The organism is Herpetosiphon sp. (assembly GCF_003512625.1).
Lineage (GTDB): Bacteria > Chloroflexota > Chloroflexia > Chloroflexales > Herpetosiphonaceae > Herpetosiphon > Herpetosiphon aurantiacus.
On sequence record NZ_DOPT01000004.1, the window covers coordinates 22434 to 38369 of the forward strand.

At 49.6% G+C, this 15936-nt stretch carries 13 protein-coding genes; 6 read left to right on the forward strand and 7 right to left on the reverse strand.

Translation table 11 applies throughout. The features are described from left to right. The first annotated feature begins 74 nt into the window (after nucleotides 1-74). Both DEF47_RS00975 and DEF47_RS00980 read left to right on the forward strand, forming a co-directional pair. Nucleotides 75-542, forward strand: a complete 468-nt coding sequence (locus tag DEF47_RS00975; protein ID WP_012188990.1) for a hypothetical protein — start codon at nucleotides 75-77, stop codon at nucleotides 540-542. A 113-nt stretch (nucleotides 543-655) separates the two neighbouring features. Further along, complete coding sequence (locus DEF47_RS00980) at nucleotides 656-1390, forward strand: GNAT family N-acetyltransferase (RefSeq protein ID WP_012188989.1); 735 nt, start codon at nucleotides 656-658, stop codon at nucleotides 1388-1390. A gap of 1 nt (nucleotide 1391) precedes the next feature. On the opposite strand, the gene DEF47_RS00985 is transcribed toward DEF47_RS00980, so the two are convergent. Next, on the reverse strand, nucleotides 1392-2642 hold the full coding sequence (locus DEF47_RS00985; protein ID WP_012188988.1) for an AAA family ATPase: 1251 nt from the start codon (nucleotides 2640-2642) through the stop codon (nucleotides 1392-1394). A 211-nt stretch (nucleotides 2643-2853) separates the two neighbouring features. Here DEF47_RS00985 and DEF47_RS00990 point away from each other — a divergent pair, with 211 nt between their 5' ends. The 3 genes from DEF47_RS00990 (at nucleotide 2854) to DEF47_RS01000 (ending at nucleotide 5095) form a co-directional block, all read left to right on the forward strand. Beyond that, nucleotides 2854-3981: a hypothetical protein gene (locus DEF47_RS00990; protein ID WP_012188987.1), complete on the forward strand. Its 1128-nt coding sequence runs from the start codon at nucleotides 2854-2856 to the stop codon at nucleotides 3979-3981. An 11-nt stretch (nucleotides 3982-3992) separates the two neighbouring features. Beyond that, on the forward strand, nucleotides 3993-4592 hold the full coding sequence (locus DEF47_RS00995) for a DUF7677 family protein (protein ID WP_012188986.1): 600 nt from the start codon (nucleotides 3993-3995) through the stop codon (nucleotides 4590-4592). A gap of 98 nt (nucleotides 4593-4690) precedes the next feature. Continuing rightward, entirely contained in the window at nucleotides 4691-5095 is a 405-nt protein-coding gene (locus tag DEF47_RS01000; protein ID WP_012188985.1) for a (R)-mandelonitrile lyase, read from the forward strand. Here the strand turns inward: DEF47_RS01000 and DEF47_RS01005 are convergent. Next, nucleotides 5092-6030, reverse strand: a complete 939-nt coding sequence (locus DEF47_RS01005; protein WP_012188984.1) for an AraC family transcriptional regulator — start codon at nucleotides 6028-6030, stop codon at nucleotides 5092-5094. The two genes, DEF47_RS01000 and DEF47_RS01005, sit on opposite strands and share 4 nt — an antisense overlap. Before the next feature lie 125 nt (nucleotides 6031-6155). Beyond that, nucleotides 6156-6578, reverse strand: coding sequence for a cyanovirin containing protein (locus DEF47_RS01010; protein WP_012188983.1), 423 nt, complete (start codon nucleotides 6576-6578; stop codon nucleotides 6156-6158). Between the two features lie 302 nt (nucleotides 6579-6880). Here DEF47_RS01010 and cas6 point away from each other — a divergent pair, with 302 nt between their 5' ends. Further along, entirely contained in the window at nucleotides 6881-7816 is a 936-nt protein-coding gene (cas6, locus tag DEF47_RS01015) for a CRISPR system precrRNA processing endoribonuclease RAMP protein Cas6 (protein ID WP_012188982.1), read from the forward strand. A gap of 176 nt (nucleotides 7817-7992) precedes the next feature. Here the strand turns inward: cas6 and DEF47_RS01020 are convergent, their stop codons facing one another. The 4 genes from DEF47_RS01020 to DEF47_RS01035 form a co-directional block, all read right to left on the reverse strand. Further along, nucleotides 7993-10242, reverse strand: a complete 2250-nt coding sequence (locus DEF47_RS01020; protein ID WP_012188981.1) for a glycoside hydrolase family 3 C-terminal domain-containing protein — start codon at nucleotides 10240-10242, stop codon at nucleotides 7993-7995. Between the two features lie 413 nt (nucleotides 10243-10655). Continuing rightward, on the reverse strand, nucleotides 10656-14138 hold the full coding sequence (locus DEF47_RS01025; protein WP_012188980.1) for an ATP-binding protein: 3483 nt from the start codon (nucleotides 14136-14138) through the stop codon (nucleotides 10656-10658). 138 nt (nucleotides 14139-14276) lie between these two features. Then, nucleotides 14277-14732 carry a hypothetical protein gene (locus DEF47_RS01030; protein ID WP_012188979.1) on the reverse strand — a complete coding sequence of 152 codons (456 nt, stop codon included), beginning with the start codon at nucleotides 14730-14732 and terminating at the stop codon, nucleotides 14277-14279. 208 nt (nucleotides 14733-14940) lie between these two features. Further along, nucleotides 14941-15936: RICIN domain-containing protein (locus DEF47_RS01035; RefSeq protein WP_287044915.1), on the reverse strand; the 996-nt coding region annotated here is incomplete at its 5' end.

The window sequence follows — 15936 nt, forward strand, 5'->3', positions numbered from 1 at the left end:
TTCATGTTCGTTCGGATGTTAGTCGGTCGGCCTATGATTGCTCCATCAACTGTTTTATTGATGGAGCAATCGTCATGTCGCAAGCAACAAGCCCAGCCCTCGCCAGCAAACCCAAAGCCCTGCCAATCGCCGCAATTCTGATGGTGGTTGGTAGCTTAATTATGGTGGTTGGTCTGTTTCTGCCCTTCGTTTCCAGCACCACCGACAGCAGCATCAGCGTCAGCGTGATCGATGTGCTCAAAGAAGAGAGCGATCTGGTTGAATCGGGAGCCAAAGTGCTGTATAGCCTAATTGCTGGAACGGTAGGGATAAGCCTTGTACTCAGCGCCTTAGCCTTCACTGGCAAAAAAGTCTGGGGCTGGTTGGCAGTGATTCTTAGTTTTATCATTGCTGGGTTCAACGGCTTAATGGCCATGGCTCCAAGCGAAGGCAAATCAGTCCAAATTGATATCGCAGCAACTGTGATCGCCGGAGCTGCGTTGGTGGTCTTTGCTGCAAGCATCGCCTTCTTACGCCGCAAAAAAGTCGCAGCCAATTCGTAGCTCTATTTCAGGAGATCTGGCAGGCCAAGCGGGCATGATCGAGTTTGATCATGCCCGCTTGGCTTTTAGCCTATACTATGCTCCATGGCAGCCAATCTTTTCAAAGGATCAGCATGGAATTAGCGCTTGAACAGGTGGTTGATGGATTTGTGCGGGGTTGGGTCTATTCGCGGGCTTTGGCGACAACCCAGCTTAAGTGCTTAGGCCAACATTACCACGTCAGTTTTGGTGCGGTAATTAATGGGCGCAGCGATGAATTTTTGATCTTCGATCAAGGTCAGCCTGCCAACGTAGCAGATTTTGGCCGCACGATCAGCCAACAGTACCCTCAGCTAGCCCATTGGCTCACCATCTTCAGCCAAACTCCTAGCGATTATGCGAGTGTGTTGGCTCCGCTAGGCTATCAGCCGTTGTATCGCGAAACATTAATGAGTTGTGGGCTGAGCGATGTTCGATTTGAGCCACAAAGCAACGTGCAGCGGCTCAGCGCAACAACCATATTGCCAAACAATGCAGAGTTTGCCAAACAGCCATTTGCGCTTGAGCGAATTGATGATGCGCAACTTGGCCAATATTTGATCGACATTGAAGGGCAATTGGCAGCAGTTGCCCGCTTGGTAAGTTGGCCAGAGGGAATCGCGCTGGTGGATTCGGTGGTGACCGCGCCAAGCTTTCGGCGGCGCGGCCTCGCACGTCAGTTGATGCAACAATTATTAAATGATGCGGTAGCCAAAAACTGCCAACACAGCGTTTTGGTGGCAAGTGCCCTTGGCGCACCGCTGTATCGTCAACTTGGCTACCGCGATCGAGCTGAAGTGTTGATTTTTAGGCGAGAGCAAACCAGCTAGCCTATTCTTCGTCGTCTTCAGTTTCCTCTTCGGCTGCTTCAGGATCTTCAGTCACCATTTGCTCGCGCAAGAATGTAGCTTGCTCCAAAATCACAGTATCCATATCAGTTTGGTCTTTGATATCGATCCAGCGCATCAAAGCCGAAACAAACAATTCTTTCAAGTAGGCAAACGAAAAGCCTTCGGTTACTTCGGCAGCCTGCTGAATGCCAGCTTCAGTTAATTGGGTTGAGCTATGCAGCGCCGTATTCCATTGTTCAATATAGGCCAAACGCTCGGCCAGTTCGGGCAAGCTAAAGTAATATTTGCGGTCAAAACGGCTGGGTCGGTTCATAATCGCTGGGTCAATATCCTCAGGGTGGTTGGTGGTTGCCAGTAACACAACCCCTTGATTTGCGTTAAAACCATCAACTTCATTCAAAAAGAAGGCTCGGTTGGTATCGTTGATCAACGAATCTAAATCTTCCAGCACCACGATACAGGGAGCACTGCGGCGTGCCCGATCAAACACCGCCCGAATATTGGCGTTATTGGTCGAATATTGAGCATCGAAGCTTTTGACATACAAACATGGGTAATCCAAGGCGTTCAGCAAGCCTTTAATCATGTGGGTTTTGCCATTGCCAGGCGGGCCAACCAGAATAATCCCGCGTTTCCAAGCAATATTATAGTGTTCGTAGGTGGCTTTGCTTTCAAAAAAGCGCTGCAAATCGCGGAAAATATCTTGTTTGAGCGTACCAGGCAAAATCAAATTATCGAGAGAGGCATTTTTAATCGCATAGTATAATTCTTGGCTTTTCTCCCAACTGCCTTCATCAAACACCATAATTTCATCACGAATTTCGGTGTTCCAATCGCAGACTGCACTAAAAAACGCTTCGACGGCTGCTTGTGAAGCGCCAATCAACCATTGCAGACTATAGGTTGTACCATAGGCTGTCCACGAAAGCAGCAGCAAATCAAAGCTCTGGTCTTGCCAAGTGATAGTTTGCCAAGCATTTTCTAGCGAACGAGCAATCTCACCACCTTCCTCGCCCCGTAGCCATGAATAGTTAATTTGCGGATAGGGCTGTTGATGAACCTGGACCTCACACAAGCCCGCCCCAGCATAGCTGCGCACATCAAAATCGCAATCTCCAGTTTGGAGAATGCCTTGATCAGGGTAATGCGCGGCTAATTGCTGGCTCACCATATACGTAAACGATTGGCTGGGCAATTGCAAGGCATCATGTAAATATGTTTCTTTGTTCAAGGGAACATTCTCCTATAACGCAAAGTGCTCGTTTGATGGCTAGAGTATAAACAACTCCGATGACAATGGTTGTCACAATGGCTAAATGTGTCAGTTTGTGAGCTAAATTCCATCCATAACAACTAGCTCTTCAGGATACGCAGCATATTAAGCACAAATGTGCAGCATCACACTATTATAATGTCCGAAATAAGCAGTGATCGGAGCCAATATGTTGCCACGACCTCCAGCCACAGCATGGTGGGTATTCAGACCAATTGCAGGCATTGATTTAACTGGTGATAATCCGAATCTCTTTAATAATCCTCTTTTTGGCGATGCCCTGCTCATCAACCAAGCCGATTTATTACGATATTTGGATGAAGTTAAATCGGATAGTAGGATTGCCGATCATCACGGCAGTTATCTTGGGATTTGCCAATCAGGCGTGCTCAATACAAAATGGTTCGACGAAGAACATTCAAACGAACATTTTATGCTTCAAGCAGCAATTCGTCAGCAACAAATAGCTGGATTTTTAAGCATTATGGGATTGATTCAACCCAACGATGTTTATCAATGTGGGCTTACTTATGACTTCATTAGACAGAAAGATCATTTCGTTCTATACAATATTCACGAGGAAGATTGGTTATCATCGCGGGCTAATGGTATTTCCTTAGAGACATTTACTTGTTCAGCCAACTATGACATTCTCGAGTGGTCGTATAGTCAATTTGAGACATTTTGCACCAACAATGAAATAAATAAACTCTTCCAATATATGCACAGCAATGCTCAGAATCCAATCCAAATAACGTTACGTCAAGCAGTTGCGCGACTTTACAAAGCAATCATGGCAACAACATATACCGATCAATTACTTGGTGCAATTACCACGCTTGAAATTTTGCTAACAAATGATCATAGTCGAACACCATACAAGAAAATCAAAGAACGAATTAGAACAATACTGGGGAGTGAATTGACCACTCGTTATGCGCTTGAAACAGTTTTTGAAAGCCGCAATCATTATGTTCATCGCGGAACTGATCTGGTTGAACGAACAATTCCGCTGCAAGCTGTAGGCCTTGCAATTGCCACAATATTACGCTATGCCGATGCTTGTATTGACTATAAAACTAAAGATCAGCTGCTGAATGATCTCGATCGGCGCTTACAAACGACTCGCACCAATACATCGCGACAAAAACAGCTTTATTATTTACTTGATCAGCCCTATAGTATTGCTTTATTTAAGTATATTGATAAAACGCTTGAATTTGATTGTGAATTTAACAAAGGTTTATATGATCGTACTGATCGAATTTTCGAGCCTGAGAATTCATTTGATGATTAGGATTGCTGCCTATGCAATATAATCGTATCGAGGCTGATTTGCGCGAGGATGCTTGGTATTTTGGCTTTTATCTTGGCAATAGCACGCTGTTAGCCTTTTACCACGATGCCGATATCTTCGACGAAGATTATGCTGAATTTTTGCTGGCGAATCGCCACGTTTTTGCCGCTAGCTTTGCCGTTTTCAGCAACAATTGCTTAACCCCGCATCCTTCAGATCAATCGGCTTTAACTCGGGCGGCAACTTGGGTAGCTCAAAGCATGCTCCCAACAGTTGCCTGCAATTATCCTATCGAGCCATGGGAATTAGCCCCAGCCAGCCAAGATCGTACATTTAACGCTGCCTTCCAGCATTTTGGTCAGGCACTGGCCTTGGGTACACTTCCCACTCAAATCATCCAAAATCATGATTATTTTCCACACGTATTCAATGGCGGCAGCTTTTTAGAGCAGGTGATCATGGTTTTCGTCAATAATTTACTCGTTGATGCTGATGGGCTGGTGGTGAATGAGCAAGCCGCCTTGGAACGGGCAACATGGTGTTTGTTACGCTGGATTGATCGGAGCGTTGTGCTCGATCCACCAATCACGCCATGGGAAATTAATTGCTAAATCGCTCGAAGTTTAGGCAACAATCGCGGAGCATCAGGCAATGCAATTAAACGAAATTTGGCTATACTGGCAATGATTGGTTTAGCTATGAGGTTAGTATGGAGATTAAACGTAGTGGTTCGCAGCCTTCGGAAGTTGGCTCGGCAGCCTATTTTAGCGGCACAGTTCGCATCGATCCGCTCTTTCAAGCATCAGAACCAGCACGAGTACGCGGCGCAAGTGTCACGTTCGAGCCAGGCGCACGCACCGCTTGGCATACCCACCCACTTGGCCAGACCTTGATCATCACGGCGGGGTGTGGCTTGGCTCAACGGTGGGATGGCCCAATTGAGATCATTCGGCCAGGCGATGTGCTTTGGTTTGCCCCAGGCGAAAAACATTGGCATGGCGCTGGCCCCACCACGGCCATGACCCATATCGCGATTCAAGAGCAACTAAACGGCACAGTCGTTGAATGGCTAGAGCATGTTAGCGACGAGCAATATCAAGCTGAACTTGGCTAGGCACTTGATCGCCGCAAGCGAGCCAAATCCTCAGTTGGTGAGCAACCAAAGTAGCGTCGATATTCGCGGCTAAATTGTGAGAGGCTGGCATAGCCAACTTGCTGACTAATTGACCCAATCTCTAATGCTGTCGCAACTAATAAACGCCGCGCTTCGTGCAAACGCAAGGTTTTTTGAAACTGAATTGGACTAAGCGCGGTAACCGCCTTGAAGTGTAGATGAAAAGCCGAAACACTCATATTCGCCAGCGTGGCAAGCTCCTCAACCCGCAAAGGTTGGGCAAAATGGCGGCGCAACCAACCAATCGCCTGCGCTACTGGAGTAACTCGCGAAGTGGTTTGGCCAATTTGAGCCAGCCGACCACCAAATGGGCTACGCAACAAGCGAATAATCATCTCGTCGATCACCAACGGAGCCAACAATTCAACCTCATCGGGCTGGCTGAGCAAATCAAGCAAGCGGCTCGCAGCTTGTACCAACTGGCGATTGGTGCGTTCAGTCGAAATTGCCCGAAGCTGAGTTGGCGCAGGAACACCCTGCGAATAGACTTTAAGCGCTAATTCGGCCACGCGCTGTGGATCAAACTCCAGCTTGAAGCACAAATATGGCTCGGCAGCGCTGGCTTGGGTAATTTGGGCGGCAACTGGCAAATCAACAGCCACAATCAACACATGTTCAGTATCATAATTGTAGGTCTGATCACCCAAGACCAACTGTTTGGCTCCTTGGGCTACAAGACAAATGCTGGGCTGATAGAGTGCTGGCAGCGAGCGTTGATGCGGTTTTGATTCACGGATGGCATAGGTTCGAGGAAAAGCCAAATCAAACCGCCCATCATGTGGGGCATGCTGAGCCAATAACTGGGCCAAATAGCGGCGTTCTGGCCCTAATAAGGGTTCAGTTTCACGGGTGGGGGCAAGCTCCAACAGCGTCATGGTAGGTATCCTCGTCGCAATAAGCTGCAACTACTATACCAAAAAGCGCTGCTTGTTGGATCGAAGAAATCAAACAAAATCGCGCTGGTCAGCGAGTTTAGCCAACCAGCGCGAAAATCAACACTTTACTCTAGGCGTAAATTACCATCACGATTAGCAATATCCTTGGCATTGGCAGCCTGTTCGGCGGTGTAATTCAGGGGTTGCGAGGGAACCCATTGCCCATCAATTTTTTGGCAAACCGCATTTAACGTAACGCTCACTTGTTGGCTGGTGCGTTGATACGAGCCTGCTGGCACGAATGGCCCCAAATTATCCGAGACATTATGGTTGGCTGGATTATCGGTGAACAAGGTCAAAACCCCATCCATATTGGCCAAATCGGTGATTGAGCCAGCTTGGTTGGCCGAATAGCTCAACGGCGGCGATTGCACCCAGCTGCCATCATTCTTTTGACAGAGCGCGGTAAGCGTTACATTAATGTTTTGGCTAGTACGTTGGTAGGAACCCGCTGGAACATATTCTTTCGCTTGTTCTTGCACTGACATAGGTATTCGCTCCTTGTACCAAAAGCCGTTTGCCATAACTTGCTTGAGTATTGTCTCTTACTGATCGGCTAACCTCGAAGCCTCGCTAGCGAACCACACAAAGCAATACTTGCAAGCCATTCAAAATGTATAGATATCTATGATTGAGCGCTCGTCAATTAAACGCCGCTCGCCACCAAATCATGAATTGTTAGCCCTCAAACCGCTCAACATACCTAAAAAATCAGCATAGACATCGATCAGGGCCACGTGTATGCTATGCTGGGTGTAATTAACAGTTAATGTATATTGAGGAAGATTGCATGGAACTTTTGCCAGATTTGCCACTGGTTCATTTACGCTTCGCCTATCGCTTTATGGCCGAAACCCGCTTACCACGTTGGAAGGGCGCACTTTTGCGCGGCGGCTGGGGTCGCGCCCTCAGTAAGGTTTTTTGCATCCCAACCTGTGAGAATGTGAGTGATTGCCAAATTGCCTGCCCCTATCGCAACCTTTTTGCCCCCGAAGCACCGCCAAATCAATTAGTTGGAGTTCGTGAAGCACCACGGCCATTTATCGTGCGCCCGCCACTCGATGAACAAACCCAGTTTAGCGTTGGCGATCGATTAAGTTTCGATTTGATTTTGGTTGGCTCAGCTGAACGCTATGTCATTCCAATTATTGCGGCCTTTGAGCATTTAGGCCGCTTAGGTCTAGGCGAAGATCGGGCGATGGCTGAGTTGAGCCAAGTTGATAGTTTTTCCAGCCAGCGCCAGCAATTCATTCCATTATTGAAGGATGGCCAGTGGTTTGGCATGGCGGCACAACTGCAACCACAATTTTTTCTTGATCACGCCCAGCGTTTTGAGAGCCGCTGGCAATTACAATTTGTCACGCCAACCCGGCTCAAACAGCAGGGCCAGTTGGCACGGCAATTCGATTTACCGCTGATTGTGGGGGCAGCCCTGCGGCGGATGCAACAAATGAATAGCCTCTATGGTACAAAACTTTGGAATTGCGATCTTGATCGATTATTCACCCAAGCGCGGGCGGCACAATTTGAGGCTGCTAACACCCGTTGGGTCGAATGGGGTCGCACTTCGGCAGCAACTGGCCAAAATATGCAGTTTGGTGGAGTCGTGGGCACAATCGATTTTTCGCGGGTTACACCCGAATTAACTGCCTTGTTGCTAATGGCCTCGGCACTGCATATTGGCAAAGCTGCGGTTTTTGGTAATGGCTGGTTTCGGCTACGCTGAGATGTCAGGTGTTAGATGCTAGGGGCCAGCATTTAACGCAGAGGCACAGAGAGCCTGAGGTAGCGGCTAGCAACATTTATTGATACAGCAGAAGGCGGTTTCGTCCTTCGTGTCCTTCGTGTCCTTCGTGGATCAAAAAAGGATCGGTGATATACCACCGATCCTCTGCAAATTAGCTAGCCCTGATTGACCTTGGCTACAATTTCGTCAACTTGGCTGGCCTCGAAGAAGCCGAAGTTAACAAATTTGGCTAATGGAATTGGCTCGAAAATCGCGCGAGTGCTAGCGCTTTGGCCTTCGATAAAAGCTCCAGCGGTCGCATGCAAAATTTCAGCGCCAATCGGATCATCCAAGAATTCCTTGATGGAACTCATGCGCGTGAGCACTTTGCGAGCTGAACGTGGGTCTTCATTCACCGTCAGATCAGCCACTAATGGCAGATCGGCGCTGCAACCACCAGCCAAAATCTGATAGCTGCCGCCTTCCATACGCCAAGCCGCTCGTTGTTGATCATACAGGCTGAAATCGCGGGCAACGAGGGTCAATTCAACGGTTTTCGTCTCGCCAGCAGCCAATTCAACTTTAGCAAACGCCCGTAGTTCTTTAACTGGACGCAGATAGGCCGAATTGCTCGGTTTGACGTACACTTGCACAACTTCTTTGCCAACCCGTTCGCCAGTATTGGTCAGGGTAACACTGACAGTCAAGGGCGTAGCTTCATCGATGCTGGCAGCACTCAGCGCAATCTGATCATAGCGGAAACTGGTGTAGGATAAGCCATAGCCAAACGGGAATAATGGCTTGACCTTGCGCACATCGTAGTAGCGATAGCCAATAAACAGGCTTTCACCATAGCGCACCACTCCCGCCTCGCCTGGATAATTCAAAAAGGCTGGAGTATCAGCAAGATCGTAAGGGAAGGTTTCGGCCAATTTGCCACTGGGATTGACCGCGCCCGAAAGCACATCGACCAAAGCGCTGCCGACAGCCTGACCTGCCAAACCTGCTTCAAGCACCGCACGCACTTGATCAAGCCATGGAATCGTCACGGCTGAGCCATTGATCAAAATTGCCACGGTGTTGGCTTGAACCGCAGCTACTGCCTCAAGCAATTGATTATGTCCAGTTGGCATGTTCATGTGTGCCCGATCAGCGCCTTCAGTTTCGTAGGCATCGGGTAGACCAACCAAAACTAAGCTCAGGCTAGCGTTTTTGGCCGCTGCCACCGCTTCAGCAATTAATTGATCGTTGGTATTGCCATCGTGATCGTAGCCAGCAGCAAAATTAACTTCAACCGATTGGTTTTTTAGCCACGTTTGCAAGGCCTCGAGTGGCGTATCAACCTGAGTTGCATTAATTTCCGAGCTACCAGCACCCTGATAGCGTGGCTTTTGGGCAAAATTGCCAATCACCGCGACTGTGCTCCCAGCAGTTGGCTGCAACGGCAAAATACCATCGTTCTTGAGCAGCACCATCGATTCGCTGGCAGCACGGCGAGCCAAAGCATGATGGGCAGCTTTGTCGTAGCTGGCTGCGGGCTGGCGTTGGGCAATGCCACGCAGAATAATCTTGAGCATGCGACTGGCAGCAGTATCGATAACGGTTTCTGAGAGCGCTCCCTTGCGTACCAAACCAGCCAAAAATTCAACATGATTAAGCGCTGGGCCAGGCATTTCCAAATCGAGGCCAGCAGTTAATGCGGCAGCCTTATCGTTAACTGCGCCCCAGTCGGAAACGACAATTCCTTCAAAGCCCCATTCTTCGCGCAGAATTTCAGTTAGCAGTTGGCGATGTTCGGTCGCATAGATTCCATTGATTTTGTTATAGGCCGCCATGATCGTCCAAGGTTGCGCTCGTTTGACCACACGTTCAAAGGCTGCTAAATACAACTCGCGCAAAGTACGTTGATCGACTTCCGAGCTAATCGTCATGCGCTCGAATTCTTGGTTGTTGCAGGCATAATGTTTGAGCGATGTGCCAACGCCATGGCTTTGCACACCTTCGACAAATGCCGTGCCCAACTCGCCAGCCAAAACCGGATCTTCGGAATAATATTCGAAATTGCGGCCACCCAAGGGCGTGCGTTTGAGGTTGATGCCAGGCCCAAGTACAATTTGCACATTGTTGGCTAAGCATTCTTGGGCAATCGCCTCGCCAATCGCTTTGGTCAAATCAACATCCCACGTTGAGGCAACAGCAGCAGCGGTGGGAAAACAGGTTGCCGGTATCGCATCGATAATGCCAATTGAGGAATTTTCGGGGGGTTTGCGCAAGCCATGTGGGCCATCGTTCATGTTAATCGAGCCAAGCCCCAAGCGTTCGACGGGGTGGGTGCTCCACATATCTTGGCCGATCGTCAGCGAAATTTTTTCTTCCAACGTCATTTGAGTCAACAAGTCGTTGATTTGTTGATCGCTCGCGGTCATGATCCGACCTTTCCTTGCCGCAACATGCAGCATCTACGAGAACCAGTGCAACAGCGCAGCATGGGCAGTTGGCTAGCAGCATTCCAGCCCATGAGCCAACGCCTCGTTGCGTCGCATTCCTAATTCACAAGGTTGATTTGGATCAGCGAAAGGCTATCACACCCGTTCTCAAAATATCGATCTTATGCCAGATACTTGTAATGGTTCGTTGACTTCATAAAATAATCGATTCCCTCACCCCCGACCCCTCTCCCACTGAGGCGGGAGAGGGGCATGCCAATGATGATGGGAAGTCCCCCCTCGCCTCGCTGGGCGGGAGAGGGGGCTAGGGGGTGAGGGCATGCCAATCGACTTAAAGATGGGGGAGAGGGAATCGATCAATCATTTAGTCTATTAACCTTTACAAATAATTGCTAAATAATGAAGCTTGAGCTTGGTTCTTGCAACGTCGCTTGAACCAAGGGCATGCCTAGAAAATGATCGCGCAGTTCATCGCGCAAAATATTACTTGAAATATGGCGAATCAAACGCTGAGCCTGTTGGCGTTCAGTCAATGCCTGATCAGACTGGCCCTGCGTTTCAAGCCATTCAGCTCGCCAAGCATGAAAACGCCATAAATCATGGACATCACCAGCAGGCTGTTCGTTGATCAAGCCCTCGCTCAGTTGCAACGCTTCGCTGATTTTGCCTTGCGCCGCCGCCAACCGAGCACGATAGTTGACGACTAACGACGTGCCAAACCATAACGATGAAAGTTGCTCGACAACTTGCTCCAACAAGCGTTCGCCATGAGCATATTCACTGAGTTTAAGGCTCAACTCAATATGTGCCACTCGCAGCATAACCCCAGCAATCACCTGTTGATCGCCTAAATCAAAGGCTAATACTTGGTGCATTGCCTCGGCCATTGCGGCTGGCTCAGGTTGGGTTTGTTCGAGCGAGATCAACAAACGCAACGCAGCAGTCAGTTGGCGCAAGGTTGATAAGGCTTGATCATTAATTTGTTCCAAATAGGCCTCAGCTGCATCGACGACCGCCAGCGCCGAAGCATAATCGCCAAGCATGCGATACAAACGCAGCAATTCGGTGCGCGAATACATATTCAGCATAATCGGCCCTGAAATGCTCGATTGCTCGATCGATGACTGGAACATATGCAGCGCCTGTTGAATATCGCCAGTTTCGAGCGCAATGCCACCAAGCACCGAGCGCGAAAAGCCCAAATTCCAAGCATTGCCGATCATCACGGACAAGCGTTCAGCTTCACGCGCATAACGCACCGCTTGCTCTAAATCGCGGCGTGAATAGTAGAAATCGGCCATGCCCGAAAGGCTATCGGCTAGCATTGGCAGGTTATTCAACGAGCGCCATAACTCAATTGCTTCACGCAACATTTGCTCGGCCAATTCATGCTGACCACGGTTGATCGCCACCCGATGGAAGTCGTTCAAACAGTAGGCTTGCAGCTCGCGCATACCCAACTCACGCGCAAGGCTCAGGGCTTTTTCGCCCCAAGGTTCAGCATCGGTAAAGCGGCTGAGATGGCCTTCGATCAAGGCGAGGAGCCAATAGCAGCGGGCTTCCGATTGACGATCGCCCTGCTGGGTGGCTAAGTCTAAGGCACGCATGGTATCGCTACGACTGCGCTCAAGGTCGCGATGGAGGCTTGGCAACATCAGCAAACGTGCCCGTTCAATCAACACAATCGTCAACGATTCAGTATCATTTTCGCTGTCGCAGCGTTCAAGCACATGATTATATAAATCGAGCGCTTGTTTGGTCTCGCCAACCAACTCGGTAGCTCGCGCATAATTCAGATACAAACCGCGCACCACAGCCAAGGGCAACTCATACTGATGGCTCAAATCGTGAGCACGTTCATAATGGCGAATTGCTTCGCGCAAGGCATATTGACGATAGGCCACATCGCCAGCCAGCAAGGCATATTCAAAGGCCTTGGGATGTTCGGCATGCATAAAGTGATTGGCCAAAGCTGCTGCCAATTCCTCGCGGCGCGAAGGATAGAGCGTTTCTAAGGTTTCGCCAACCACGCCATGCAAGCGACGACGCTCAGTTTGCAAGGTTGTGCTATAGACCACCTCATGGACCAAGGCATGGCGAAAACGCAAGTAGCCATTGGGATTGGTGCGATCGCGCCGTAGCAACTCGCGATCAACCAACAAGTCGATTGAGTTGCTAAGTCTTTCGGCGGTTGAGCCAAGCACCTCGGCCACTACCCGAATTGCAAAACGTCGGCCAATCACTGCCGCAATGTGCAAAAGTTGGCGTAACTCAGTCGGCAAGCGATCGATCCGTGCTGCTAATAAGCCATGCACACTATCAGGCAATTCGATTTGATTGATTGCCTCAAGCGCCACCCAACTATTGCCATCGTGCATAATCGCTTCACGATCGATCAACGTGCGAATAACTTCTTCGACAAAGAAGGGATTACCATCGGCTTTGTTGAGAATTGCCGTGCGCAAATGCTCGGGCAGGCCATCGAAATGCAGCAAATTGGCAATCAATTCGCGGCCATTGGCGAGCGATAATGGCGCTAGATTCAATTCGAGGCCTTTCAAATCGCGGGCAGCCTCGACCAAACGCCAGCCAACCACCTCGCGATCAGGCCGCGAAGTTGCTAGAATCACCAACGGAATGTCGTTGTGCAATTGCAACAAACTTTGCAGCACATCGACCGAAGCCTCATCGGCCCAGTGAATATCTTCAATTGACCAAATTACGGGGGTATGTTGGCCTTGAGCCAGCACCAAACGCCGCACGGCGGTGATATAGAGTGCTTGCAACGCTTGGGGGCTAAGTTCATCGAAGCGGCGTGAAGCTGGCAGCAACAACAAATGGCTCAGCGCCGGAATCACCTGATCAGCTTGATCGGCCAAGAGTGCCGTGGCAATTTGATGCAAAGCTGCGGCCATTTCATCTTCGCCATCGTTAAGCGACACGCCAATTAATGAACGTACCAAATCGCGCAACAAGGCATAGGCACTTTCTTGGGTGTAGGAGAGACAGCGGGCTTCATACCAAACAACTTGGGGCAATTGCTCCAAACTTTGGTTGCGCCATTCGGTCAACAGCCGACTTTTGCCAATGCCAGCCTCGCCAACCGCAATCACGACTCGTCCGCGCTGCTGAGCCAAATTATCAGTTACTGCCAACAGGCTATCGAGTTCGTTGCTGCGGCCAACCATAGGGCTTTGTAAACCCTTGATCCCACGACCAGATGAGGGGCGCGGATTGAGGCCGCGTAGTTTGAAGACCGCCACTTGTTCAGAACGACCTTTGATTGCTTTTTCGCCCAGCGCCGCAAAATCAAATACATGGGCTGTCATGCGTTGGGTTTCGGGGCCAACCAAAATTTCGCCGTTGCTGGCTAAATCTTGCAGGCGGGCCGCCAAATTAACTGCATCGCCAATCACCGAATAGTGCTGACGGCCAAGCGAACCAATGCCGCCTGCAATCACCACGCCAGTATTGATGCCGATGTGTAAGCCTAGGGCAAGGCCTTCTTGTTGGCTGAGTTCAGCGATCGCATCGAGCATGGCACTGGCGGCGTGCACAGCGCGAATTGGATCATCTTCGTGAGCGAGGGGAGCGCCAAAAATCGCCATAATCGCATCGCCAATAAATTTATCGACGACCCCACCGTAATGCTCGATAATTGGCACCAAACGGTCAAAACAGGCATTAATTAAGCGATGCACCGCCTCAGCATCCAACTGCTCAGCGATCGAACTAAAGCCCACCAAATCGGCAAACATCACCGTAACCCGCCGCCGTTCGCTGCGGGGTAACGGAGCGTCGGCCAACATACGGCCACACTGAGAGCAAAAACGAGCGCTGGCAGGGTTGAGGTTGAGACATTCTGTACATTGCATAGGCGGTGTACTCGGCGCAAAAATATTGCTCCATTATAGCGCGATTTTAACGCTTTTTGAAACAAATGTTTACTAGAAGTTTATGTGAATAATGGTTTAAACCACGCCGTTAGCAGCATTCCAACAGCTCAATTCAGTTTATGGAGAACAAAACCCATCACGCGGAGAGTATTTATGCTGCACCAGCGAAACCTCTTTGATGGTCTGGTCGGAAGTAACGTTAAGCGTGATAGCCATCCCCGTGCAAAACTGATACTTAATCCGTAGCGCTACAGGAGTCTGATCCTCAACAACACGATCATATTGGCGACGCGTTTTGGGATTAAACTCGTTGTCATACCACTCAACAATATCTTCAACTGAGTCGGCAGTGGTAAAGCGCAAACTCTGTTCGGTTGGAGTCTCTGAACGGACGACAGGCTCAACATGCGGCGGATAAAGCGGAATGGGCTGCCAATCAATGAATGTTTCAACCCCAAAGATCTGGTAAAAGGCCATCGACCCAAATTGCCAAACGATAAAGATGATGATCATCAATGCGTACAAATCTGTTAAGGAGAAGCGACGAAGCCGATTCCACAGCCGTACATGCATATAATCCTACTCTCTCACGGATAGTATGAGGTGGTTTTGCTGGCTCAACTGCCAACATAATCGGCGTGAAATGAGCATAGCATAGGCTGTTATTGTTCTGCAAGCCGCATTAAGTAATTAAAATTGAAATACAAAATCTGATTAAAACCACGGCACTCGTTCTGGCTGAAGAACGAGTGCCGTGTACGAGGAGAAGGGTTATAGGACGTTAATTGAATGGCAAGGTGATGGTCGATTGTTGGCCTTGGTCACTGGTGGCGCTGGTGCGAACGCTCGCTGTACCATTGCCAATTGCATTCCAAATTTCAATCCGTACCCGACCATTGCTCAGGTTGGCCCAAGCACCACTGCTGCTCTTGAGGCCAGCGGTTTGGCTATATTGCTCGAAACCTGCAACCGGATCAGTTGGGAAGTAGTTGTAGGTTTCAGTGCGATCATAGCTGCCGTCGCCAGTCCAGTCGTAGGAGATGCGGGCTTGAACCCCGTTGCCCACGGCAGTGTTGGAATCGACGAACAACTTGAATTGGGTGGCTTGGCTGTTGTAGGTACGGGTCAAGCCTGAGATGGTATAAACCAAGGCATTGGTTGGCGTACCATCGCGGTTAGCTCCGCCAGCCGATGGAATGCTGTCAGTGTTGGCCCCTGCGCCTGCGCTCAGGCTCAACGTACCAGCTACATTTTGGGCAGCGCCATCGATGACGTGCAAGGTGTTGCCACCAGCATCGATCTTGGTGAGTTGCCATTGTTGGTTGGTTGCGCCGACATAGTCCCATTGATGGACATTGCCACCATCGGCGGTTGAAGCATCAGCAACATCAAGTGCCTTGCCACTGTGGCGGGCAATAATCGCATAGTAGCCGCTACCAACATCGCGCAAACACCATTGTTGGTTGGTGGTGTTGCCATATGGCCATTGGTGAATGTTGACACCGTTGCCAGTTGCGGTTGTACCGCCAGCAACATCAAGCGCCTTGCCACTATGGCGAGCGGTAACTTTGAAGTAGTTGCTGCCAACGCTTTCGAAGCGCCATTGTTGGTTCAAGCCACCAACATAGCCCCATTGATGCACATTGGCCCCATCAGCGCTTGAAACATCCGCAACATCCAAGGCCTTGCCACTGTGACGAGCCGTTACCCGATAGTAGCTATTGGCATCCAAGCTCACTGCTGAACAGCCGGCAACTGGTGTAGCAGTTGGTAGTAC

Coding starts and splice junctions, on each gene's coding strand:
- DEF47_RS00975 (WP_012188990.1), top strand. CDS start 75: ATGTCGCAAGCAACAAGCCCAGCCCTCGCCAGCAAACCCAAAGCCCTG.
- DEF47_RS00980 (WP_012188989.1), top strand. CDS start 656: ATGGAATTAGCGCTTGAACAGGTGGTTGATGGATTTGTGCGGGGTTGG.
- DEF47_RS00990 (WP_012188987.1), top strand. CDS start 2,854: ATGTTGCCACGACCTCCAGCCACAGCATGGTGGGTATTCAGACCAATT.
- DEF47_RS00995 (WP_012188986.1), top strand. CDS start 3,993: ATGCAATATAATCGTATCGAGGCTGATTTGCGCGAGGATGCTTGGTAT.
- DEF47_RS01000 (WP_012188985.1), top strand. CDS start 4,691: ATGGAGATTAAACGTAGTGGTTCGCAGCCTTCGGAAGTTGGCTCGGCA.
- DEF47_RS01005 (WP_012188984.1), bottom strand. CDS start 6,030: ATGACGCTGTTGGAGCTTGCCCCCACCCGTGAAACTGAACCCTTATTA.
- DEF47_RS01010 (WP_012188983.1), bottom strand. CDS start 6,578: ATGTCAGTGCAAGAACAAGCGAAAGAATATGTTCCAGCGGGTTCCTAC.
- cas6 (WP_012188982.1), top strand. CDS start 6,881: ATGGAACTTTTGCCAGATTTGCCACTGGTTCATTTACGCTTCGCCTAT.
- DEF47_RS01020 (WP_012188981.1), bottom strand. CDS start 10,242: ATGACCGCGAGCGATCAACAAATCAACGACTTGTTGACTCAAATGACG.
- DEF47_RS01025 (WP_012188980.1), bottom strand. CDS start 14,138: ATGCAATGTACAGAATGTCTCAACCTCAACCCTGCCAGCGCTCGTTTT.
- DEF47_RS01030 (WP_012188979.1), bottom strand. CDS start 14,732: ATGCATGTACGGCTGTGGAATCGGCTTCGTCGCTTCTCCTTAACAGAT.